Annotated in this window: 21 protein-coding genes; 7 read left to right on the forward strand and 14 right to left on the reverse strand. The window is 62.3% G+C overall.

Annotated elements, in window-relative coordinates; genetic code table 11:
- Nucleotides 1-3: 3 nt before the first annotated feature.
- A complete protein-coding gene (locus tag LPB73_RS24715) occupies nt 4-1,758 on the forward strand; it encodes an alkaline phosphatase (protein WP_231078534.1) in 1,755 nt (584 codons plus the stop codon).
- Nucleotides 1,759-2,021: 263 nt separating this feature from the next.
- Here the strand turns inward: LPB73_RS24715 and LPB73_RS24720 are convergent, their stop codons facing one another.
- The 3 genes from LPB73_RS24720 to LPB73_RS24730 form a co-directional block, all read right to left on the reverse strand.
- Nucleotides 2,022-4,064: an OmpA family protein gene (locus tag LPB73_RS24720; protein WP_231078535.1), complete on the reverse strand. Its 2,043-nt coding sequence runs from the start codon at nt 4,062-4,064 to the stop codon at nt 2,022-2,024.
- A 197-nt stretch (nt 4,065-4,261) separates the two neighbouring features.
- Complete coding sequence (locus LPB73_RS24725) at nt 4,262-4,501, reverse strand: hypothetical protein (RefSeq protein ID WP_089266509.1); 240 nt, start codon at nt 4,499-4,501, stop codon at nt 4,262-4,264.
- A complete protein-coding gene (locus LPB73_RS24730; protein WP_231078536.1) occupies nt 4,502-4,987 on the reverse strand; it encodes a pyridoxamine 5'-phosphate oxidase family protein in 486 nt (161 codons plus the stop codon).
- A gap of 148 nt (nt 4,988-5,135) precedes the next feature.
- On the opposite strand from LPB73_RS24730, the gene LPB73_RS24735 reads away from it, so the two are divergent.
- Nucleotides 5,136-5,522: an MAPEG family protein gene (locus LPB73_RS24735; RefSeq protein WP_089266507.1), complete on the forward strand. Its 387-nt coding sequence runs from the start codon at nt 5,136-5,138 to the stop codon at nt 5,520-5,522.
- A 37-nt stretch (nt 5,523-5,559) separates the two neighbouring features.
- Here the strand turns inward: LPB73_RS24735 and LPB73_RS24740 are convergent, their stop codons facing one another.
- The 9 genes from LPB73_RS24740 to sdhC form a co-directional block, all read right to left on the reverse strand.
- A complete protein-coding gene (locus LPB73_RS24740) occupies nt 5,560-7,533 on the reverse strand; it encodes an ABC transporter ATP-binding protein/permease (protein WP_231078537.1) in 1,974 nt (657 codons plus the stop codon).
- A 50-nt stretch (nt 7,534-7,583) separates the two neighbouring features.
- Entirely contained in the window at nt 7,584-9,713 is a 2,130-nt protein-coding gene (locus LPB73_RS24745) for a hybrid sensor histidine kinase/response regulator (RefSeq protein WP_231078538.1), read from the reverse strand.
- Between the two features lie 99 nt (nt 9,714-9,812).
- A complete protein-coding gene (locus LPB73_RS24750) occupies nt 9,813-10,586 on the reverse strand; it encodes an ABC transporter permease (protein ID WP_093757930.1) in 774 nt (257 codons plus the stop codon).
- Complete coding sequence (locus LPB73_RS24755) at nt 10,583-11,371, reverse strand: ABC transporter ATP-binding protein (RefSeq protein ID WP_231078539.1); 789 nt, start codon at nt 11,369-11,371, stop codon at nt 10,583-10,585. Before LPB73_RS24755 ends, LPB73_RS24750 begins: the two co-directional genes overlap by 4 nt.
- A 30-nt stretch (nt 11,372-11,401) precedes the next feature.
- Nucleotides 11,402-12,418, reverse strand: a complete 1,017-nt coding sequence (locus tag LPB73_RS24760) for an ABC transporter substrate-binding protein (protein WP_231078540.1) — start codon at nt 12,416-12,418, stop codon at nt 11,402-11,404.
- 203 nt (nt 12,419-12,621) lie between these two features.
- Nucleotides 12,622-13,404 (reverse strand): succinate dehydrogenase iron-sulfur subunit, encoded by a 783-nt coding sequence (locus LPB73_RS24765; protein ID WP_068737894.1) that lies wholly within the window; start codon nt 13,402-13,404, stop codon nt 12,622-12,624.
- 24 nt (nt 13,405-13,428) lie between these two features.
- Nucleotides 13,429-15,267: a succinate dehydrogenase flavoprotein subunit gene (gene sdhA / locus LPB73_RS24770; RefSeq protein ID WP_089266499.1), complete on the reverse strand. Its 1,839-nt coding sequence runs from the start codon at nt 15,265-15,267 to the stop codon at nt 13,429-13,431.
- A 3-nt stretch (nt 15,268-15,270) separates the two neighbouring features.
- The gene (gene sdhD, locus LPB73_RS24775) at nt 15,271-15,672 is read right to left on the reverse strand and encodes a succinate dehydrogenase, hydrophobic membrane anchor protein (protein ID WP_231078541.1); all 402 of its coding nucleotides are present in this window, start codon (nt 15,670-15,672) and stop codon (nt 15,271-15,273) included.
- Nucleotides 15,669-16,067 carry a succinate dehydrogenase, cytochrome b556 subunit gene (sdhC, locus tag LPB73_RS24780; protein WP_231078542.1) on the reverse strand — a complete coding sequence of 133 codons (399 nt, stop codon included), beginning with the start codon at nt 16,065-16,067 and terminating at the stop codon, nt 15,669-15,671. The genes sdhD and sdhC overlap by 4 nt, the downstream gene beginning before the upstream one ends.
- 246 nt (nt 16,068-16,313) lie before the next feature.
- On the opposite strand from sdhC, the gene LPB73_RS24785 reads away from it, so the two are divergent.
- Nucleotides 16,314-17,162, forward strand: a complete 849-nt coding sequence (locus tag LPB73_RS24785; protein WP_231078543.1) for a sulfite exporter TauE/SafE family protein — start codon at nt 16,314-16,316, stop codon at nt 17,160-17,162.
- Nucleotides 17,163-17,394: 232 nt separating this feature from the next.
- Nucleotides 17,395-18,255 carry a cation diffusion facilitator family transporter gene (locus tag LPB73_RS24790; RefSeq protein ID WP_414716822.1) on the forward strand — a complete coding sequence of 287 codons (861 nt, stop codon included), beginning with the start codon at nt 17,395-17,397 and terminating at the stop codon, nt 18,253-18,255.
- A 74-nt stretch (nt 18,256-18,329) separates the two neighbouring features.
- Here LPB73_RS24790 and LPB73_RS24795 read toward each other — a convergent pair whose 3' ends face one another.
- Nucleotides 18,330-19,844, reverse strand: coding sequence for a malonate--CoA ligase (locus tag LPB73_RS24795; protein ID WP_231078544.1), 1,515 nt, complete (start codon nt 19,842-19,844; stop codon nt 18,330-18,332).
- 408 nt (nt 19,845-20,252) lie between these two features.
- On the opposite strand from LPB73_RS24795, the gene LPB73_RS24800 reads away from it, so the two are divergent.
- The 3 genes from LPB73_RS24800 (at nt 20,253) to LPB73_RS24810 (ending at nt 22,525) form a co-directional block, all read left to right on the forward strand.
- Nucleotides 20,253-20,840, forward strand: a complete 588-nt coding sequence (locus LPB73_RS24800; protein WP_093757927.1) for a fasciclin domain-containing protein — start codon at nt 20,253-20,255, stop codon at nt 20,838-20,840.
- 255 nt (nt 20,841-21,095) lie between these two features.
- The gene (locus LPB73_RS24805; protein ID WP_231078545.1) at nt 21,096-21,731 is read left to right on the forward strand and encodes a cytochrome b/b6 domain-containing protein; all 636 of its coding nucleotides are present in this window, start codon (nt 21,096-21,098) and stop codon (nt 21,729-21,731) included.
- An 11-nt stretch (nt 21,732-21,742) separates the two neighbouring features.
- Complete coding sequence (locus tag LPB73_RS24810) at nt 21,743-22,525, forward strand: molybdopterin-dependent oxidoreductase (protein WP_184512662.1); 783 nt, start codon at nt 21,743-21,745, stop codon at nt 22,523-22,525.
- Here the strand turns inward: LPB73_RS24810 and LPB73_RS24815 are convergent.
- Nucleotides 22,512-23,699, reverse strand: a complete 1,188-nt coding sequence (locus LPB73_RS24815) for a YbfB/YjiJ family MFS transporter (protein ID WP_231078546.1) — start codon at nt 23,697-23,699, stop codon at nt 22,512-22,514. The genes LPB73_RS24810 and LPB73_RS24815 overlap by 14 nt on opposite strands.
- Nucleotides 23,700-23,760 lie beyond the last annotated feature (61 nt).

Below are 23,760 nucleotides of genomic sequence, written 5' to 3' on the forward strand. Positions count from 1 at the left end.
ATCATGACGAGAACCTTTATTGCGGCCGCTGCGACGCTGCTACTGACGAGCACCTCGCTGCCAGCACAGGCGATCTACCCGCTCGACCGCGCTGATATCCTCGCGAGCGCGAAATTCGACTTCAAGGTCGAGTTTCCCGAACTCGTTCAGGTCACCGACATCAAGGTGACGATCAACGGCGCCGATCAGACCGCAGCGTTCGGCAAATCCGCGGACTACATCGCGAGGGAAGACGGCAAGGATCAGTCCGCGCTGCTGCTGCGCGACGTGACGCTCGACAAAGTCGGGACTTACAAGATCGAAGTCAGCGACGGCGTACGCAGCCGCGCGGTGACGTGGAACGTCTACGATACCGGCCCGCGCAAGGCGAAGAATGTGATCCTGTTTATCGGCGACGGTATGTCGCTGGCGCACCGCGTCGGCGCCAGAATTCTTTCGAAGGGCATCACCGAAGGCAAGAGCCGCGGCAAGCTCGCGATGGACGACATGCCGCATATGGCGATGGTGGCAACGGCGGGCTCCGATTCCATCATCACCGATTCCGCGAATTCGGCCAGCGCCTATTCCACCGGCCACAAGACCGCAACCAATGCGATGGGCGTCTATGCGGATCGCACGGCGAATGTATTCGACGACCCGCAGGTCGAAACCATCACCAGCCTCGCGAAGCGCAAGCTCGATCTGGCGATCGGCATCGTCACCAATACCGAGGTCGAGGACGCGACGCCCGCCGCGATGATCGCGCATACCCGCCGCCGCGCGGCCTATGACGAGATCGTCGCGCAGTTCCTTGCGGCCAAGCCGGACGTATTGATGGGCGGCGGCGCAGCGAATTTCCTGCCGCAGGCAGCCGCCACCTCGAAGCGCAAGGATGACGTCGACTATGTCGCGCGCTTCCGCGATGCCGGTTATTCGGTTGCAACCACCGCGCCCGAACTGAACGGCCTCGCCAAGAAGCCGGAGACGCGCAAGCTGCTCGGCCTGTTCACGCCCGGCAATATGGATGGCGTGCTGGACCGCAAGTTCCTCGGCGGCGGCGGCGTGAAGAAATTTCCGCAGCAGCCTGATTTGACCGAGCAGGTGCATGCCGCGCTCAAGGTGCTATCGCGTAACGACAACGGCTTTTTCCTGATGGTCGAGTCGGGCCTGATCGACAAATACGCGCATCTGCTCGACATGGACCGCGCCGTCTATGACGTCATCATGCTCGACAATGCCGTGAAGCTGGCGCGCGACTGGGCGGCCAAGCGCGGCGACGATACGCTCATCCTCGTCGTCTCCGACCACAGCCATCCCAACAGCCTGGTCGGCACCGTCAATGACGACATGAGCAAGGAGTCGAACCTGCCGCTGCGCGAACGGCTTAGCGTCTATGAGAAGGCCGGTTTCCCGAACTATCCCGCGCCGGACGCCGAAGGCTATCCATCGCGCGTCGATGTCAGCCGGCGGCTTGCGATCATGTCGGCCAGCCTGCCGGACCACTATGAGACGCTGCGGCCGAAGCTCGACAACCCGAACGATCCGACCGAGAAGGGCGAAGAGCCCGGCACTTTCAAGGCCAACGAGAAATACAAGAATGCGCCGGGCAGCATGCTGCGGCTCGGCAATCTGCCGGCCATGATGGGCGCCAGCGTGCATTCCGGCGAGGACGTAATCCTCACCGCCACCGGCCCCGGCAGCGACCGTGTGAAGGGTTCGATGGACAATACGGAAGTGTTTCGCGTGATGGCGGATGCGTTGGGATTGGCGGCGAAGTAGTAGCGTCTTTCCCTCCCTCAAGCGGCTCAGCCGCGCAATGGGGAGGGTGGCGCGATGCGAGCGTCCAGCCGAGTATCGTGACGGGTGGGGTGGCGCAGCACACGGCGCTCTCAATTGCGGAGACACCCCATCCCGGCCTATCGGCCGCCCCTCCCCACTGCGCGGCTATGCCGCTTGAGGGAGGGAAGCCATTGGCAGCAGCGTACTATCAAAACAAAAATGGCCGGAATCGCTCCCGGCCATTTTCTTTCATATCAAACCGCTCAGCGACGCGGCGGCGCGGTACCTGGAGGCGGCGGGGGTAGCGACGCCTGACCGCCGTTCAACAGCGGCGTGATGTTGCGGATCGTGACGCGGCGGTTCTGGCGCTCCGGACCGTCGGTCTGGATCTTCAGATACTGCTCGCCATAACCCTGCGACGTCAGGTTTTCCGCCGGCACCTGGAATTGCTGGGTGAGCAATTCTGCCGCCGACTGGGCGCGGCGATCCGACAGCGACAGATTGTCGACGTCGGAGCCGACCGCATCGGTGTGACCCTCGATCAGGAACACCGCTCGTGGATTGCGCGAGATCGCCCGGTTGAGACCATCTGCGATCACCTGCAGCTTCGAGGCCTGATCCGGCGGGATATCCCACGAGCCTAGCTCGAAGTTGATCGAGTCCAGATCGATCGACGGCATGCGCTGGCGCACCATCGGGCTGTAGCGGATTTCATCGAGCGTATAGCGGCGCTCGATGCGATCCACCGGTGGCGCGATCAGCGTATCGTAGACGAGATCGGGCGAGGCCTGATCGTAGTCGACGATGTAACGGTTCTGCGGAATCCGGATCATCGGCGGCGGCAGATCGACATAGAAGCCGAGTCCACCCGGACCGCCGGGGCCGCGCGGACCGCGGAACGAGTTATCGATGATGATGATCTCGCGTCCCTCGCGGTCCCTGCGGATACGTCGCAGCAGCTGGCCGTCGCGGCCGACCACCGTGATGATCTGCGAGCCGTCGGGACGGATCACGATGGTCCGATCCTCACCGCCGACCCGGTCCGTACGGATGTCACGCGCGCCGTAGCGGAAGCGATCGACCTCGTTGTGGCGGATGAACGATTGACCGCTGGGATCCTGCACGATGATGCGTCCAGGCTCGGTGATGATCGTACGACCGCCTTCCTGGCGCTCGCTGCGCTGGCCGCGGAAATCGCCCATGTTGCGCGGCCCCTGGGGGGCAGCGCCTGGTGCGATCGGCGTCAGCGCTGCTGCCGGCGGCGGCGCCTGAGGGATCGGTGCCGTTACGGTCGGTGCGGGCGGCTGCACGACCTTGATGTTGCCGCCACCGGGGGCGACCACGAGAGGTGCAGCAGTGCTGGCGGCCGGCGCTGCGGCGGGTGCCGTCGCGTTCGGCGCGACACCGGGCGCAGCAGAGTTGGGCGGCGTGCCGGGTGCACCGGGCGCGCCTGCGCCCGGACCACCAGGAGGACCACGGCGACCATCCGAACCTCGTCCGTCAGGACCACGCCCATCAGGACCACCGGGGCGACCCGACGGAGGCGCACCCGCAGCAGGCGGTGTGCCAGGCGCAGTCGGAGCTGCCGACGGCGCCGGTGCTGCAGCAGGAGGCGTTGCCGCAGGGGGAGTCGCAGCCGCTGGCGGCGTTGCCGGTGTTGGAGCCGGTGTCGGCGCAGCAGCAGGTGCCGGACGCGCGGCAGGCGGAGTTGCTGCAGGCGGTGTCGCTGGCGCCGCGGCCGGTGGCGTTGCAGGCGCGGGACGTGCGCCGGCCGGCGGCGTGGCACCGGGTTCACGGCGCTCAGGACGTCCTTCGCCGGGCTCGCGACGTTCGGGACGCGCAGCGGGCGGCGTTGGCGCGGACGGAGCTACAGGCGCAGCGGTGGGCGCTGGAGGTGCGGCGCGCGGGGCCGGAGGCGCGACGGGAGCCGGCGGCGGAGCTGGGCGCGGCGGCGGAGCGGCCGCAGGTGGTGGGGGTGGCGGCGGTGCCGCGCGCGGAGGTGCAGCCGCAGGCGGCGGCGCAGCAGGAGGTGCCGGAGGCGCGGGACGCGCAGCAGGGGGAGCCGGTGGCGGCGGCGGTGGCGCCGCAGGGCGTGCGGCCGGCGGCGCAGCGGCGGGAGGCGCAGCAGCTGGCGGAGCCTTGGGTGGTGCCTTCGGGGGAGCCTTGGGCTCACCTTCAGGCGCAGCAGGTGCGGCCTGCGCGAGCACGATCGGCGCATCGACACTCGACGCATAAGCAGCGGTCGCTGCGATATGCGCAACGCCGAGCGTCGTCGTGGCCAGTAATACGAGACGAAGTTTTGTCATGATAGACCTTGGGCCCCGGATAAGGATCTTCAACAAACTGATTTTTGTCGGCCGAACAAATCGGCACATTGATCAACTGATATGCATTGGGCCGGAATGTGGCGACAGGCAAATGCAAATTCGTTTTTATTTTCGACACGACAATGGCCCAAACGCGCTTTGTTCATTGCGCGTTCAGGCCATCGATCTGTAGTTCGCTACATCACTGCAGGCGGCTGCTGACCCGGATTGATATCAGGATTTGGCACCGGCATCTCATCAGGCACATCTCCAGGCAACTCTTCGGGTCGCGACGGCTCACCGGGATCGCGCACCGGCGGCGGTACCTCGGGCCGCGGATTGCCCGGCGGGCTCTCCTGCGGCGGTTCGGAGGGTTGACCGGGCTTGATCGGTGGGTCCTCGACGGGATCGATGCCGGGTGAATCGTCTTTAGGCATCTAGATTGCGACCTTACGGTTGGTGCCGATGTCCGGGCGCGTACCAGTTACAGCCGCAGCGGCCATCTTTACATAGCTGATCACAGTGCCCGGCGAATCCCAGAACTCGGCATCGTCAGGCGTGAACTTCAGCACGCGAATATTCGGATCTTCTGCGCTGTCCCACCACGCCTTTGCGGAGGTGGTGAACAGCTCCTTGATCTTGGCGCGATCGTTCGAGACGGCAGCAGTGCCACTCACCGAGACATATTTCTGATCGCTCGCATCTGCGAAAGAGAGATTCACGTTCGGATTGCGCTTGATCTCATCATCCTTGTGCCTGCGCGCATCGCTGAGGAAGTAGACCGCATCGGCTTCGCGATCCACATAGGCAGCCATCGGGCGCGCTCGTAGCTTGTCGCCATCATGCGTCACCAGCATGGCGAAGCCAATCTTCTTCATCAATTCCCAGGTGCGTTCGATATCACGGGTATCGTCATTGGCCATCATCTGTCTCCGTTGGGGCTGAACTAACAACGACGCGATCGATGCGATGTTCCGCGACAACGGGCCGGATGAAGGCGGGTTTGACAGCGGAACAGGAACCGCCCATCAAGACGCAGTTTGGCCATACTATTTGACCTGGGGGATTTCGATGCCGTTCGCCTATTGGAGCATTCTGATTGCTGCACTGCTGCCGCTGATCATTATTGGTTATGCCAAAGCGGGATCGCGCGATAACAGCGCGCCGCGCGACAGCGCCGAGAACCTCTCAGGTGCCAAACGCCGCGCCTATGCCGCGCATCAGAATGCCTTCGAGAGCTTCCCGTTCTACGCAGTCTCGGTCGTCGCAGCGCTGAACTTTGGCGCATCGGCGACGACCGTGAGCGTGCTGGCCGCGCTCTATCTCGCGTTTCGGATTGCGCACGCGCTGCTGTACATCGCGGATAAATCGTCGCTGCGCTCAGCCGCCTATGCCGGCGGCCTCTTCGCCAATATCGCGATCTTCCTGTCGCCGGCGCTGAAGATCAACTTCTTCTAAGTTGAAACACGCAGCAAGCGCCTCATAGCGCCTGGTGTCACGCCGCGCTCCTGGCCGGCTTGCGCTGGCGCAGGAAGCGGCCGAGCAGACGGCGCTTACCCTTGCGCGGGATGAGATCGATGTCGCTGACCAGCTTGGCGCCGCCCTTGCGGCGCTCCAGCACGATCTTGCGGCTGTGGAAGGCTTCAAGCTCGACGCGATGCGCGACAGATACCACCGTGGCGTTGGGCAGCTCCTTGGTGAGCAGCTCCATCATCTTGTCCTGGCTCTTCGCGTCCAGCGCCGAGGTCGCTTCGTCCAGCACAATGATATCAGGGCGGTGCAAAAACAGCCGTGCGAAAGCGAGACGCTGCTTCTCGCCGCCGGACAGCGTCTGGTCCCACGGCGCATCCTCCTCGATCTTCTCCTTGAGATGGCCGAGCCCGACCTTGTCGAGGGCGTCGCCGATCTGCTCGACGGTCCAGTCCTCCGACGCCGCGGGATAGGCGGCTGCGCGGCGCAAGGTGCCTGACGGCACATAGGGCTTCTGCGGCAGCATAAAGAGCCGCCGGTCCGGATGGAAATTGACGCTGCCGCCGCCCCATGGCCACAGGCCCGCAATGGCACGCACCAGCGTGCTTTTGCCGGTGCCGGACTCGCCCGCGACAAGCAGACGTTCGCCAGGCTCGATCTTCACTTCGGCATCGCCGACGACGGCAGTGCCGTCATCGAGCGTCACGGAGAGATCATGCAGGCTCAGCATCGTCTCATCCGTCGTTTCGCCGCGCTTGATACGACCGATACCGTCGCCGAGTTCAGCGCGTTCGAGGCCGTCCAGCGACATCATCAGCGAGGCAATGCGGCGCGCGCAGGCGTTCCAGTCGGCAAGGCGCGGATAGTTGTCGACCAGCCAGCCGAATGCGCTTTGCACGATGGTGAAGGCAGACGCCGCCTGCATCACCTGACCGAGCGACATGCTGCCGTCGAGAAATTTCGGCGCGCACAGCAGCAGCGGCACAACGGGCGCGATCAGGCTCGAGCCCTGCGACACCAGCGTGGTGCGCATATGCTGTCCGGCAAGACGCGCCCATTGCCTGAGGACGTTGCCGAAGGTCTTGTCGATCCCGTCGCGCTCTTCTTCCTCGCCGCCGAGCAGCGCGATGCTCTCGCCGTTCTCGCGCACGCGAGTGAGCGCATAACGATACTCGGCCTCGGCCTGGTTTTTGTCCTCGGAAATCTGCACGAAGCGGCGGCCGATCACCATGATCGAGCCGGACGCAATGGCCGCATAGATGATCGCGGCAATGACGAGGAAGCCGGGAATGGTGATGAGACTGCCGCCTACAGTCAGCGTCAGCGCACCACCGATCGTCCACAGCACGACGATGAAAGTGGTGGCGGAGAGAAATGCCGCGATGACGCCGGAGACGAAGTCGACAGGCGAGTCGGTCGCGATGCGCAGATCCTCGGCGATCCGATATTCGGGATTCTGGTGATCGCCGCCGACGAGATTGAGCTGATAATAGCGGCCGCTGGTGAGCCAGCGCGACACCACAGAATTGGTCAGCCATGCGCGCCAGCGACGCTGGATGCCCATGCGGCCATAGACCTGCGCGACGCCAAGGAGCACGCTGCCGATGGCGAGCGGAAAGAACACGCCGGTGAGATGAAACACGCTGGCCGCATCGCGTTTCTCGATGGCGTCGAAGATCGCGCGGTTCCAGACATTGATGCCGTATTGAAACGCCACATTGGCGACGATGAGCAGCAGCAGCCCGACCGAGAACACCCAGGCTAGTCTGTCGCCCGACTTGCCCCAGAAGCCACGCGCGCTGATCCAGAATCGCGTCAGCAGATAGTCCTTGCGTGCCTGCTCGGCCTCTTCCGGCGTCAGGTCCGGATCGGGCTCCACGACTTCAGGCGGCGGCGGCTCGATATGCTTGCCGTCCTCGCCAACGACCCCGACAATCGGCCCCTTCAGATCGGACGCGTCGGATGCAGGCTTGGCTTCGTTAACTGAATGTTTGCTCATGGCGCGATAACGCCAAGGAAATCAAAAGGTTCCTTGGAGTTCCCGGCGGCTCAGACGGCTTCGCGCTGAGCCTTGCGCCAGGTGCCGGCCTTGGTGAGCACCCGCGACAATTGCTCGATCGAATAGGGCTTATGCAGCAGCTCGAACCCGAAGGTACCGTTCTGCGCAAGCACGTGACTGTAGCCGGAGGTCAGCACCACCGGCAGATCCGGATAGAGTTTTCGAATCTCCTGCGCCAGTTCGATGCCGGTCATTCCAGGCATCACGACATCGGAGAACACGACGTCATAGTGCGTGGCATGACGGGCGAGTTCGACGAGCGCTTCGTGAGCGTTCGGCCGCAACACCGTGGTGTAGCCAAGCTCGCTCAGCGCATCGGTCGCAAAAGTCCCGACGTCGCGATTGTCCTCCACGACCAGCACCGACATGCCGTGGCCATCGACGACGGGCGCTTCACTCGCCGACAGCGCCGGCGCGATGCTGTCGCCGGAGACGCGCGGCAGATAAAGCGTGAAAGTGCTGCCCTTGCCGACTTCGCTGGCGACCACGACCTCACCGCCGGATTGTTTGGCAAAGCCGAACACCTGCGAAAGTCCGAGGCCTGTGCCCTGCCCGACTTCCTTGGTCGTATAGAATGGCTCGAAGATGTGCTCGAACTGATCGGCAGGAATACCGCTGCCGGTGTCGGATACCGAGATCGCCACATAGCCGTCAGACCTCAGGGCAAGCGCAACGGGGACTTGCTCTGCCGCGCTGACGGCGATCGTCAGCCGCCCCTCGCCCGCCATGGCATCGCGCGCGTTAACCGCGATGTTGATCAACGCGGTTTCGAACTGGCCGATATCGGCATCCACAAACAACGCCTCATCGGGCACATGGGTCATAATCTCGATGGGCGCGCCCGTCAGCGTGCCGATAATCTCGCTCACCGAATGCACGCATTGGCCGACGTCGAATACTTCAGGCTTCAGCGTCTGGCGCCGCGCAAAGGCCAGCAATTGCGCTGTCAGCTTGGCGGCGCGATTCACTGTTTCGGAGATCGCTGCAATGTAGCGGGCACGACGATCCGGCGAGAGATCGGGCCGTTGCAGCAAGTCGACTGACGAGCGGATCACGGTGAGGAGATTGTTGAAGTCATGCGCGACGCCGCCAGTCAACTGGCCGAGTGCTTCGAGCCGCTGGCCATGTTTCAGCGCTTCTTCGGCCTCACGCCGTTTCATCGCTTCGAAATTGAGCCGGCGGGTGCGACGGATCGCGAATGCCAGCAACAGGAACAGCAATGCCGTCGCAGGAACGCCGAAGATCAGATGATAGCTGATGGTGCGCAGCCAGCGCGCACGGATCGCTGACGTCTCAAGACCTGCCGCGACATAGACCGGATAGCCGGCGAGCTGCTGATAGCCGATACGGCGCTCGACATTGTCGCCGGGCGAGACAAGCGTGACCAGTCCTCCAGCAGGATGGGCCGACAGGGTGCGACCCACGGGCCCCTTGGGATCGAGACGCACCTCACGATCGAGCTGCGGATATCGTGCCAGTATCGAACCATCGGTGAGACCAAGCGCAAAGAAGCTCCCGGCATCGTGGCCGATGCGCGCATAGAAACGATCGAAATATTCCGGAAAGACAGAGGCCTGCACCACGCCGGCGAAGCTGCCGTCGGCCGAGACCCGCCTGCGGCTCACACCAAAGAACGCCGCGCCCTGATAGGGCGGCCGCGGCAACAATGATTGACCGATAAACGTGCCGGCATCACCTGCGATATGGACCCTGTAATAATCGCGATCAGAGAAATCGAGATCCGGCAGCGTCAGATCCAGACTGTTGACCAGCGCGCGGCCTTTATTGTCGAACACCCAGACCGACTTCAACTGCGGCAGCGCATCGGTGAGTTGCTTTAGCCGGCCCGCCATCTGGTCCGATTGCGCACGCAGCTCGTCGTCGGATTTACCGCGTACGATCTCGTTCATTTCGGACAGGCTGCGGTCGATCGTCTCGAACACCTTTAAAGCGTGTTCATGCGCCACATCGAGCGCACGCTCGATCTCGCGGTCGGCGATCTCGCGGGTCGACACCCACGATGTCGCCGCCGCGAACAAAAACAGTGCAAGCGGAAGGGCCAGCGAAGCGGCCATCATCCATTGCAGCGTTCTCAACGAATTTTGGTGTTCGGTCTTCACAGCACCTGCCCGACTCCCTGCAGTCTAGCGCAAGGGCGGTGTCTCACCAACCGCTCCGCGGGCGGGAACCCGCCGTAGCCGGGAGGAGGTCCTGTGGCGTTAGCCGGCCGCGCTCATTTGCGACCGGAAGGCCCATTTGGTGAAATGCTGCTCGATCCCCGCGAAGACCGCGTACATGAGCACGCCTTCAAAGGCGAGCAGCAGCAAGGCGGCGTAGACATTCGCCATACGGAAGCTGGCGCCCTCCAGCGCGATCAGGTAGCCGAGCCCGGCATTGGCGCCGAGCGTCTCCGACACAACAGTGCCGACGAATGCCAGGGTGATAGCAATCTTCAGCGAGCCAAAGAAATATGGCAGCGCACGCGGAATGCCGACCTTGAGCATAATGTCGAGCTTGCCAGCGCCGAGGGCCCGCAACACGTCCTCGAGTTCCGGCTCGGTTGTCGCCAGACCCGTGGCGATATTGACCACGATCGGAAAGAACGAAATCAGGAAGGCGGTGACGATTGCCGGCACTTCGCCGATGCCGAACCACAGAATCAGCAGCGGCACGATGGCAACCTTCGGGATGGTGTTGAAGCCGATCATGACCGGATAGAGCCCGCGATAGATCGCCCGCGACCAGCCCACCACGAGGCCGAGGATGATGCCGAAGCCGACGGCCAGGGCAAATCCGACCATGGTCACCCAGAGCGTGACCCAGGAATGATAGAGAAACACACGCCAGAGTTTGAACATCGCCGCAAAGGCGGCCGATGGCGGCTGCAGCACCGACGTGTTGACCTTGAAGACGATGCAAGCCAGCTCCCAGACCAGGAAGATGGCAATGGTGAAGAGCCAGGGCGAAAGCTTCTCGAGAGTCCGCGGGTTCATGACTGGCGCACCTGTGCGATCTTCATGCGCAGCTCCATTACGATGTCACCGAACTCCTTTTCATAGGTCACCTGCAGATCGCGCGGGCGCGGGAAATCCACTGGCTTGATCTGGACGATGTGACCGGGGCGCGCGCTCATGACGTAGATATTGTCGGCGAGGAACGCCGCCTCGCGCAGATCGTGCGTCACCAGAATCACCGTGAAGCCCAGTCGTTGCCAGAGATCGCGCAGCACGCACCACAGTTCCTCACGCGTGAACGCGTCGAGGGCGGCGAAGGGCTCATCGAGCATCAGCAGCGCCGGCTCGTGGATCAGCGAGCGGCACAGCGACACGCGCTGTTGCATGCCACCGGACAACTCCCAGGGATAGCGGTCGCCGAAGCCGGCGAGACCGACGGTAGCCAGAAGCTGCTCGGCCTTGGCGCGGAACTCCACTTTTTTGGAACGAAACTGCGAGCGATGTGGTTCTACGATTTCCAGCGGCAGCAGGACGTTGTCGATCACCTTGCGCCACGGCAGCATGTTGGCGTTCTGGAACGCCATGCCGGCCATTTTGACCGGGCCTGTCACCTGTTTGCCGTCGATGGCGATAGTGCCGGCCGTCGGCTTGTGCAGGCCCGTGACAAGCCGCATCAAAGTGGACTTGCCGCAGCCGGAGGGGCCGACCACCGCGGCGAATTCGCCGCGCTGGACTTTGAGCGTCGCATCCTGAAGCGCGACAATGTCACCCGACGCGCCACGGTATTTCAGCGTGACGCCATCGATATCTACGAACGCTTCCATGCGCGACGACCTGGCCTTCTGTCGTGACGCTTAGAACTTGCGTGCGTCGGCCGGGGGCAGATACTCCGACGTGAACAGATCCCCCGCCTTCGGTTTCGGATTCTTGAACTCGTAGGTCACGGCGATCTGATCGATAGCGTCCGTCATGCGCTTCTCGTCGATGCCGCCGACGCCATTGGCCTTCACCCACGGTGTCACAAAGTTGTCCTTCAGCGACATCTTGAGACGGGCGAGTTCGATCTTCTCGTCGGCGGTCTCGTTACGCTTCATCACCGACTTGATGGCAGTGTCGGGGTCCTTGATGGTGTCGATGATGCCCTTGACGGTCGCGCGCACGAAGCCGGCAACGAGTTTCGGATTGGCCTTGGCGAATTCGGGGTTCACCATGATGGCATTGCCATAGAGCACGATGCCGTAGTCGGACATGAGCATTACCTTGATGTCCTTTTCGGCGATGCCCTTGGACATCAGGTTGAAGTAGGACGAGAACGAGAAGCCGGTGATCGCATCGACCTTGCCGTCAGCGAGCATCGGCTCGCGTACCGGGAAGCCGACATTCTCGATCTTTACCTTGCTGTCGTCGATTTTGTTCTCTTTGACGAAGGCCTTCCACTGCGCGAAGGCACCGTCCGGCGCCGGCGCGCCAAGGATCTTGCCTTCGAGATCCTTGGGCGAATTGATGCCCGACTTCGCAATGCTGACGATGGAGAAGGGCGGCTTGTCATAGACCATGAGGACGCCCTTGACGTCCTTGTCCGGATTCTGGTCGCGGAAGCGCGCCAGCGAATTGATGTCGAAGAAGCCGATCGGATAGGTGCCCGCCGCGACCCGCGCGATGCCGGCGACCGAGCCTGGACCGGAGTCGATGGTCACGTTGAGGCCTTCGGCCTTGTAGTAGCCCTTGTCGAGCGCAACGAAATACGGCGCGGACGGACCCTCGAATTTCCAGTCGAGCGCGAATTTGACATCGGTGTCGGCGCTCGCGGATAGCGCAGACGCCAGCAGCGCTGCACCCGCCATGACGCTCAAACCCAGCTGACGAAACATGAAAACTCCCCTGATCAATTATCAGGCACAGGCTAGCACAGCCCGTGCCAACCTTGGCGAGTCCCCTTTTCAACGAGAAATAGCGCCGCGGCTCCGAGGGATCGGGTTCGAGGAGGCAACATGCTTAAATCGTGAGCAAAAAAGAACACCGGCCTGCTTGCGCAGACCGGTGTCCTGATCGGCAAACCCGGATCCTTAAAACGTCAGACCTGACGCTCGACCATCTTCATCTTCAGCTCGGCGATAGCTTCGGAGGGGTTGAGACCCTTCGGGCACGCCTTGGCGCAGTTCATGATGGTGTGGCAGCGATAGAGCCGGAACGGATCCTCGAGATTGTCGAGACGTTCACCGGTGGCTTCGTCGCGGGAATCCTTGACCCAGCGGGTGGCCTGAAGGAGGGCAGCCGGACCGAGGAAGCGGTCGCTGTTCCACCAATAGCTCGGGCACGAGGTCGAGCAGCAGGCGCACAGAATGCATTCGTAGAGGCCGTCGAGCTTCTCGCGGTCCGAATGGCTCTGCTTCCATTCCTTCTGCGGGGTCGGCGTGGTGGTCTTCAGCCACGGCTCGATCGACGCATACTGGGCGTAGAAGTTGGTGAGATCCGGCACCAGGTCCTTCACGACGGGCTGATGCGGCAGCGGATTGACCTTGATGGCGCCGTCGTCGACTTCGTCCATCGCACGGGTGCAGGCCAAGGTGTTCTGGCCATCGATGTTCATGGCGCAGGAGCCGCAGACGCCTTCGCGGCAAGAGCGGCGGAAGGTCAGCGTCGGATCGATGTTATTCTTGATCCAGATCAGACCATCGAGAACCATCGGACCGCAGTCGTTGGTATCGATGTGATAGGTGTCGACCGACGGGTTCTTGCCGTCATCCGGATTCCAGCGATAGACGCGGAATTCGCGCGTCTGCGTGGCGCCGGCCGGCTTCGGCCATTCCTTGCCGCCGGTGATCTTGGAATTCTTCGGAAGTGCGAACTCAGCCATTCTCTCAAGCCTTCGCTGTCATCATTAGTACACGCGCGCTTTGGGCACGATGTACTGAACGTCGTTGGTCATCGTGTAGTCGTGCACCGGGCGATAATCGATGGTGGTCTTGCCGCCCCCATCGATCCACGCCAGCGTGTGCTTCATCCAGTTCTTGTCGTCGCGATCCGAGAAGTCCTCGCGCGCATGCGCGCCGCGGCTCTCGGTGCGGTTCGCAGCCGAGTCCATGGTGACGATGGCCTGAGTGATCAGGTTGTCGAATTCGAGGGTCTCGATGAGATCCGAATTCCACACCAGCGACCGGTCAGACACGGCGATATCGCCGATACCGCCATACACCTTGTGGATCAACTCCTTGCCTTCGTTCAGCACTTCACCAGTGCGGAACACGGCGCAGTTGGTCTGCATCACATGCTGCATGTTCTCGCGGATCTTCGCGGTCGAAGTGCCACCCTTCGCATAGCGGTAGTGATCGAGACGACCAAGCGCGCGGTCGGCCGAGTCCTTCGGCAGGTCGGGCTGCTTGGCATTCGGCGTCAGCTTCTCAGCGCAGCGCAGCGCGGCCGCACGGCCGAACACCACGAGATCGATCAGCGAGTTGGAGCCGAGACGGTTGGCGCCGTGCACCGACACGCAGGCAGCTTCGCCCACGGCCATCAGGCCCTGCACCACCGCATTGTCGTCGCCGTCTTTCTTGGTGACGACTTCGCCGTGATAGTTGGTCGGGATGCCGCCCATATTGTAGTGCACCGTCGGGACGATCGGGATCGGCTCCTTGGTTACATCGACGCCGGCGAAAATGCGCGCCGAGTCGGAGATGCCCGGCAGACGTTCGGCCAGCACCTTCGGATCGAGATGGTCGAGATGAAGGAAGATGTGATCCTTCTTCTTGCCGACGCCGCGGCCTTCGCGGATTTCGATGGTCATGGCGCGCGAAACCACGTCGCGCGAGGCGAGATCCTTGGCCGACGGTGCGTAGCGCTCCATGAAGCGCTCGCCTTCGGCATTGACGAGATAACCGCCTTCGCCGCGCGCGCCTTCGGTGACGAGACAGCCCGAACCGTAAATGCCGGTCGGATGGAACTGAACGAATTCCATGTCCTGCAGCGGCAAACCAGCCCGCAGCGCCATACCGCCGCCGTCACCGGTGCAGGTATGCGCCGAAGTGCAGGAGGCGTAAGCGCGGCCGTAGCCGCCGGTGGCGAGAATGACGGTCTGCGCCTTGAAGCGATGCAGCGTGCCATCGTCGAGCTTGAGCGCGATGACGCCGCGGCAGACGTTCTGATCGTCCATGATCAGATCGATGGCGAAGTATTCGATGAAGAACTCGGCCGAGTGGCGCAGCGCCTGGCCGTACATCGTGTGCAGCATGGCATGACCGGTCCGGTCGGCGGCCGCGCAGGTGCGCTGGGCCTGGCCCTTGCCGTAATCCATGGTCATGCCGCCGAACGGGCGCTGATAGATCTTGCCGTCTTCGGTGCGCGAGAACGGCACGCCCCAATGTTCGAGCTCGTAAACGGCATCGGGCGCGTTGCGCACCATATATTCGATGGAATCCTGATCGCCGAGCCAGTCCGACCCCTTCACGGTGTCGTACATGTGCCAGCGCCAGTTATCCTCGTGCATGTTGCCGAGCGAGGCGGAGATGCCGCCCTGTGCTGCAACCGTGTGCGAGCGGGTCGGGAACACCTTGGTGATGCAGGCGGTGCGCAGGCCAGCTTCGCCGCAGCCAACGGTCGCGCGCAGGCCGGCGCCGCCGGCGCCAACGACAACGACGTCATAGGTGTGATCTTCGATGGGATAGGCGTGGCCGTTGGTGGCGGGGCCGCCAACGCCGTTCGCGCCAGTGCCGTTGACGGCCATGCGCTACACTCCGGATGAAAGTTTAAGGATGGCGTAGATCGATGCCAGCGCCACAGCGGCAGAGAAGAAATTGTTGCCGATGATCGAGATCAGCTTGATCTTCTCGTCATGGACATAGTCTTCGATCACGACCTGCATGCCGATCTTCATGTGCCAGACGCTGGCAACAATGAAGAGCAACATGACGATGGCCACGATCGGCGAACCAAGGACCTGCGCGACGCCGGCCTGATTGCTTCTGAAAACCGACATCACGATGAAGATCACAGGGATCAACAGAAGTAGCATGGCCACTGCAGTCAGGCGCTGACGCCAGAAGTCTGATGTGCCCGAATGCGAGGAGCCGAGACCACGGACGCGGCCGAGCGGCGTGCGCACCGACTTCGGAGAGTTGGAACCGCTCATCGTCCGCCTCCGATCGCGTAGGCAACGATCCAGAGCAGGATGGTGATGCCGATGCCGCCGATCAATGCGGCCCAGGTGAGCCATTCACGCTCGGATGGCTTGAAACCGTAACCGAGATCCCAGACCAGATGGCGGATGCCGCTCATGGCATGATGGATCAGCGCCCACGTGTAGCCGAATGCGATCAGGCGACCGATGATGCTGCCGGTGAAGGCCTGCACATGGGCATAGGCGGCTGGGCCGGACGCAGCGGCGATCAGCCACCAGACAAGAAGCAAGGTGCCGAAATACAAGGCGACGCCAGTAGCGCGATGGACGATGGACAGCGCCATCGTCAGGGTCCAGCGGTACACTTGGAGATGCGGCGAAAGGGGTCGTTCGATCCGAGCGGTCATTTAGCAACTTTGACAGGTTAATGGGCAGACGGTGCCCGATTGGGGATCGCGTAGAGCAATTCTATTTACGAACTCAAAACAACCAGTGCAATCGCGAAATGACATACTCCGAACAATCGTTCAGAGCTTCAAATGAGCCTTGCATTTGCGGGTATTGACAGGTGCCGGGCTTGTTGCTGACAGCCTTGGTGAAGCGCGATTCATGAGAACTTCATGATGCGATAGCAAATGGCAATCGGAGCGGGAATGGCTGGGCTCAATGTAACCGAGATTGTCGAACTGGCGGCGCTTCTTATTGCCGTCGGCGCACTGGCCGGTTTCCTGGCAGGTGTCTTCGGGATAGGCGGGGGCGCCATCCTGGTCCCCGTATTTTACGAGTGTTTCCGCATCGCCGGAGTGCCTCTGGAAGTACGGATGCCGCTCTGTATCGGCACCTCGCTGGCCATTATCATCCCGACCTCGATCCGGTCCTTCCGTGCCCATATGGCCCGCGGCGCCGTAGACATGGAGATCCTGCGGAAGTGGTGGTGGCCGATCCTGATCGGCGTCGTCATCGGCAGTGTCACCGCCCGCTATGCGCCGGAGCGGCTGTTCAAGATCGTTTTCGTTGCCGTTGCCTGGTCCGCGGCGGCACGGCTGCTGCTCGCGCGCGACGGCTGGAAGCTCGGCCACGACTTGCCCGACGGCCCACTGATGAAGATTTACGGCTTCTTCGTCGGTCTTCTCTCCACGCTGATGGGCATTGGCGGCGGATTGTTCTCGAACCTGCTGATGACCTTTTATGGCCGGCCTATCCATCAGGCGGTGGCGACATCCTCAGCACTCGCCGTGCTGATCTCGATCCCCGGCGCCATCGGCTACATCTATGCCGGCTGGCCGGCCGCCGCGCGCTTTCCCGATGTCGCAGCGCTGCAGCTTCCCTTCACTGTCGGTTATGTCTCGCTGATCGGCGCGCTGCTGGTGATGCCGACCAGCCTGCTGGTGGCGCCGCTCGGCGTGAAGGCGGCACATGCGATGTCGAAGCGCGCGCTGGAAATGGCGTTTGGAATTTATCTATTCATCGTCGGCAGCCGGTTTGTCATCGCTCTAATATGACCCCGTAAATCAGAGCGGCCGACGCACAACAGCTACCGTAATAGTATCCGGATCACAACTTGCTATGGATGCCGTCAGACCACACGACGGAACACCGATGGCGCACTCACATCACGATCATGACGACCACGGTCACACACACGACCATGCCGGCCACGACCACGCGCAAGGCGATCACGCCGGTCATTCCCACGGTCCCGGCGGACATGTGCATGCGCCCGCTAATTTCGGCATGGCTTTTGCCATCGGCATCAGCCTCAATACCGTCTTCGTCGTCATCGAGGCGATTTACGGCTATGCCAGCGGCTCGATGGCGCTCGTGGCCGATGCCGGGCACAATCTCTCGGATGTGCTCGGGCTGATCGCGGCATGGACCGCAGCTGTGCTGTCAAAGCGCGCGCCGACGCCGCGCTTCACCTATGGCTTGCGCGGTTCTTCAATTCTGGCGGCGCTCTTCAACGCGGTGTTCCTGCTGGTTGCCGTCGGTGCCATCGCCTGGGAAGCCGTGCTAAGACTGTTCAATCCCGAACCGGTAGCCGAGGTCACCGTGATTATCGTCGCCACCATCGGCATCGTCATCAACGGCGTGACCGCGTGGCTGTTTGCCTCGGGCCGCAACAGCGACCTCAACATTCGTGGCGCCTATCTGCATATGGTCGCCGACGCTGCCGTCTCGGTTGGCGTGGTCATTGCCGCGATCGCCATCATGTTTACCGGCTGGCTGTGGATCGACGCCCTGACCAGCCTCGTCATCTGTGTGCTGATCGTCTGGGGCACCTGGAGCCTCTTGCGCGACTCCACTGCGATGTCGCTCGCCGCCGTTCCGCGCGGCATCGACCCCGTTGCCGTGCGCGGCTACCTCGAACAATGCCCCGGCGTCGCGCAGGTGCACGACCTGCATATCTGGCCCATGAGCACAACCGAAGTGGCGCTGACCTGTCACATGGTGATCCCGTCAGGCGCACCCGGCGACGCCTATCTGATGGAAGTCGCCGCGCGCCTGAAGCGTGACTTCGGCATTGAGCACGCGACGATCCAGATCGAGATGGATCCGAATTCGGCCTGCGCACTCGCGCCGGAGCATGTGATCTAGGGTATGGCCACACAGCATCTCATGGTTCGAGACGGCGCTGCGCGCCTCCTCACCATGAGGGACCGCGCGGGGACCTACTTCGCGTAGATATCCTTGTAGCTATCGCGCAGTACGTTCTTCTGCACCTTGCCCATGGTGTTGCGCGGCAGATCGTCGACGAAGATCACGCGCTTCGGCATCTTGAACTTGGCGATCTGGCCATCCAGCGCCTTGAGCACGGAGGCCTCGTCGATCGCGGTCTTCTTGTCGCTCACGACCACGGCAGTGACGCCCTCGCCGAAATCTGCATGCGGTACGCCGATCACGGCGCTTTCTATCACGCCGGGCATGGCGTCGATCTCGCTTTCGATTTCCTTCGGATAGACATTGAAGCCGCCCGAGATAACCAAATCCTTGCCGCGGCCGAGAATGTGGACATAGCCCTTGGCGTCGATCTTGCCGAGGTCGCCGGTGATGAAGAACCCGTCGTCGCGGAACTCCGCCTTGGTCTTCTCCGGCATCCGCCAATAGCCCTGGAACACATTCGGCCCTTTCACCTCGATCATGCCGATGGTGTCGCGCGCGAGTTCTTTGGCCGTCTCCGGATCGGTGACGCGTACGGACACGCCGGGCAGCGGGAAGCCGACAGCGCCAGGCACGCGCTCGCCGTCATAGGGGTTCGACGTGTTCATGTTGGTTTCGGTCATACCGTAACGCTCGAGCACGGCGTGGCCAGTGCGCGCAAACCATTCGCGATGCGTATCGGCCAGCAGCGGCGCGGAGCCGGAGATGAACAGCCGCATGTGGCAGCAAGTCTCTTTCGTCAGGTTCGGCGACTGCAGGATACGCGTGTAGAAAGTCGGCACGCCCATCAGCACGGTGGCGCGGCCCATCAGCTTGATGATGAGTTCCGGATCGAGCTTGGGCAGGAAGATCATCGACGCGCGCGCAAACAGCGTCACATTGCTCGCCACGAACAGACCATGCGTGTGATAGATCGGCAGGGCGTGGATCAGCACGTCGTCCTTGGTGAAACGCCAGTATTCAACGAGGCTCAGCGAGTTCGACGCCAGATTGTCGTGGCTCAGCATCGCTCCCTTGGAGCGGCCGGTGGTGCCCGACGTATAGAGGATCGCGGCGAGATCTTCGTTCTTGCGCTCGACCGTGCTGAAGTCCGGCTTCTCTTTCGCTGCCGCATCGGTCAGCGAACCCTTGCCGTCGGCGCCCAGCGTCTCGACCTTCGCACCGACCTTGGCCGCAATGGCGGCGAAGCCTTCAGCCTTGGAGGGATCGCACACCACCAGCGACGGTTCGGCGTCGGTAATGAAGTAATCGAGCTCGTTCAGCGTATAGGCGGTGTTGAGCGGCAGATAGACCGCGCCGGCCCGCACCGTCGCCAGATACAGCACTAGGCCCGGCACCGACTTATCGGTCTGCGCCGCGACGCGGTCACCCGGCTTGACGCCGCGAGCCACCAGCACATTGGCCATCTGGCCCGCCAGCGCGATCAGGTCGCCATAGCTGATGTGCTTGCCCTCGGGCGTCTCGATCGCGAGACGTGAGGCATCGTCGAGTTTGTCGAACAGGCGAGAAAACAGGTTGGCGTTCATGGCAAGGTCACGCGGTGCAGGAGTGCGGGAGCGACCGGTGCAGCTAGCCTGACGATCGCGTCATTTGTCCCGTTCCTTAGCAAGAATGGCCATATCTAGGCAACGCATGCCCCATGGGGATCGCCCCCATATCTGGTGGATCGGCCCCCTGGGTCGCGTCATCCCGCCGCGGTTTCCGCGCGTGATTGTATCAAACGCGATGCATCGAACGCGTTGTTGCCTCGCGCGAACGGGATGCGCCCGTAAAAGTTTCAACGGCGCCGAAAAATATAGCCTGAAACTGGTCCCGAGACCTCGCGTAACTCGGGCATCGACGGCGCAATCTGGCCTCCAGGGGATTGCCGCGGTTGATGCCATTCATCGCACCAGCGAGATCGCTGGTCACTTACATCACTCGGGAGACGATCCATGTCCAAGCGCATTGCACTTCTGTCGGCCATCGCATTCAGCACCCTCGCCATCACTGGCGCCGTGCTTGCCCCCGCGCAGGCCGAAGACAAGAAGATGATGAAGAGCGAAATGTCGGGCGAGAAGACCGTCATGGTCGGCGGCGCGCCGATGTATCCGTCGAAGAACATCGTCGAGAACGCCGTCAACTCGAAGGATCACACTACGCTGGTCGCCGCCGTGAAGGCCGCCGGCCTGGTCGATACCCTCTCCAGCAAGGGCCCGTTCACGGTGTTCGCACCGACCAACGCCGCCTTCGGCAAACTGCCGGCTGGTACCGTCGATACGCTGGTGAAGCCTGAGAGCAAGGCGACCCTCACCAAGATCCTGACCTACCACGTGGTGCCCGGCAAGCTGAACGCCGCCGACCTCAAGGACGGCCAGAAGCTGAAGACCGTGGAAGGCGAAGAGCTGACCGTGAAGGCTTCGGGCGGCAAGGTGATGATCGTCGATGCCAAGGGCGGTTCCTCGACTGTAACCATCGCCGACGTCAACCAGTCGAACGGCGTGATTCACGTCATCGATACTGTCCTGATGCCGAAAGCCTGATCTCCGGCTTCTGCGCAACAAGTTCGCGCATCCTGACTTGTCCCCACTGGATGCGCGCGCGTCCCCGAAGGATACCGAGGGGCGCAAAAGGAGCGAGCCGGGGCAGCCCGGCTCGCTTTTTTGTGATCGATATGAGCCGGCCCGACCGGGGTTGTTACAGGAGCCGCCGTAACGAACGACCGGTTATGCCGTATAGCTGGTAATAACTCGCGTCACCGAGCACCAATCGAACCACTGCTCAGCCAGGATATGCCTATGTCGAGCATCACAGCCGCCGGCGACCACGCCGCAACCAAGGTTACGAACACCAAAGTCATCCAGCCCGCCTGGGTGCGCGTCGTGCACTGGATCAACGCTGTCGCGATCGTGCTGATGATCATGTCGGGCTGGCAGATCTACAACGCCTCGCCGCTGTTCAATTTCACATTCTCATCATCCATTACGCTGGGTGGTTGGCTCGGCGGCGGCATCATGTGGCACCTCGCCGCCATGTGGCTGCTGGTGATCAACGGCCTCGTCTATCTCACTCTTGGCATGGTCACCGGACGCTTCCGCAAGAAGCTGCTGCCGATCTCGGCGAAGGGTGTACTCGACGACACCAAGGCTGCGCTGACCGGCAAGCTCTCGCACGCTGATCTCTCGACCTACAATCAGGTGCAGAGGCTGCTCTATACCGGGATCATTGTGGTCGGCATTCTGATCGTGCTGTCGGGTCTCGCGATCTGGAAGCCCGTCCAGTTGCAATATCTTACTGCGCTGTTCGGCGGCTATGACACTGCCCGCTATGTGCATTTCTTCATGATGGCGGCCATCGTCGGCTTCCTCGTCATCCATATCGCTCTGGCCCTGATCGTGCCGAAGAGTTTGCGTGCAATGATTATCGGACGCTGAGGGACACGACCATGATCAGAAAAATTCGCTCCCTCATCATTCCCGGCGTCGACAAGGATCTCCTCGTCAAGGACGCCACGAAGCTAATGCCCGACCTGTCGCGCCGCCGTTTCATCGCGTCGGGCGCAAGCTTCGGTGCGTTAACGCTGCTCACCGGCTGCGATGTGAGCGACAGTCTCTCGGCTGAAAACCTGCTGACGCATATGTCCAAGTTCAACGACATGGTTCAGGCCCGAATCTTCAATCCGAACACGCTGGCGCCGACCTATTCCGAGAAAGACATCAAGCGTCCGTTCCCGTTCAACGCCTTCTACGCCGAGGACGACGCACCGAATGTGGACGGCAAGGAGTGGAAGCTCGAAGTCTCCGGTCTGGTGCAGGACAAGAGGTCCTGGACGCTGGATGAACTGCACAAGCTGCCGGAAGTATCGCAGATCACCCGCCATATCTGCGTGGAAGGCTGGAGCGCCATCGGCTCCTGGCAGGGCACGCCGCTGCGCGACTTCCTGAAACTGGTCGGCGCGGACACCAATGCGAAGTGGGTTCATTTTCGCTGCGCCGAGGACTATGCGAGCTCGCTCGATATGCCCACGGCGATGCATGCGCAGACGCAGATGACCTTCAAGTTCGACAATCAGCTTCTGCCGCGGGCCTATGGTTTCCCAATGAAGATCCGCGTACCGACCAAACTCGGATTCAAGAATCCGAAATACGTCGTCGCGATGGAAGTCACCAACGACTACAAGGGCGGCTATTGGGAAGATCAGGGCTATAACGATTTCAGCGGGAGCTGATCGGCTTCTGGAACATCGCCAGCACCGCACCGAACACCAGCGTCGCTGCTGAGACCACAAGAGCGGATGTGAGACTGCCGGTCGCGTCCGAAATGGCACCCACCGCGATCGGACCAAGAGTCTGGCCGATGCCGAACACGATCGTCACCGCCGCGATGGCCTTCGACCATGCCGCGCGAGGATAGTTGAAGCGCACGAAGGCCGTGGTTGCCGCAACCACCGCGAAGAATGCAACGCCGAAAATGGCGGCGGAGATGCCGAGCACCACAGGCGAATGCCCGAGCAGCGGCATCGCTGCGCCTACCGCATTGGTGCCAAGAATGATTGCCATGGCGCGGCCGCTCTGGCCACGCGCCAGCACATTACGCCACAGCCAGGGCGACGCGAACGAGCTGACGCCGATCAGGCACCAGAACGCGCTTTGTGCCAAAGCGCTGCCGCCGCCATCGCGCACATAGGCAATCATGAAGGTCATGTAGGCAATATAGCCGGCGCCAAACATGAAATAGGCAATGAGGTAAATCCACATCGGGCGGATCGCGAGCGGCGCCTTGTCGTCCGTTGACGTGTCATCAGCCGCATCGATGCGCGGGCGCAACAGCGGCAGGCCGATCACGACCGATACGAGACCGAGGACCAACCACACGATCCACCAGGAGCCCGGACCAAAGCCCTGCAGCACGAACGGCGCGATCAGACCGGACAGGAGGATACCCATACCTGGCCCGGCATAAAACAGACTGAGCAGATAGGACGACCGTTCGGGATAAGCGAGGCCGATGGTGGCGGCGAGCGCGCCGCCGGCCACGAACGAAACCGCCGCGCCAAAACCGGTGACCAGCCGCGCGATGCTGAGCAGCGTAAAATCCACGGTGACGCCGCAAACGATGAGCGACAGGATGCAAGCAAGCGTACCGCCCTGAATCACCGCGATCAGACCGAAGCGCCTGCCGAGCCCGGCCGCAACCAGTGCGCCGGCGAGATAGCCCGCGGCGTTGACGGTATTCATGAAGCCGGCCGCCGAATAGGACCATTGCAGGCTGTCGCGCATATCGGGCAACACCAGCGAATAGGCAAAGCGGCCGATGCCGAGCCCGATGGCCGGCGCGAGCGACAGGACGAGTATCAGCCACGCCGGGTTAGGGCGCGCCGGGGAAGGCACAGATGACGTCACGGGGATCTCCGCTGCGTCAGCAATGTCGCAGGTTTCACGGCACCCGCAATCATCCCTTCGG

The organism is Tardiphaga sp. 37S4, from assembly GCF_021044645.1.
Taxonomy (GTDB): domain Bacteria; phylum Pseudomonadota; class Alphaproteobacteria; order Rhizobiales; family Xanthobacteraceae; genus Tardiphaga; species Tardiphaga robiniae.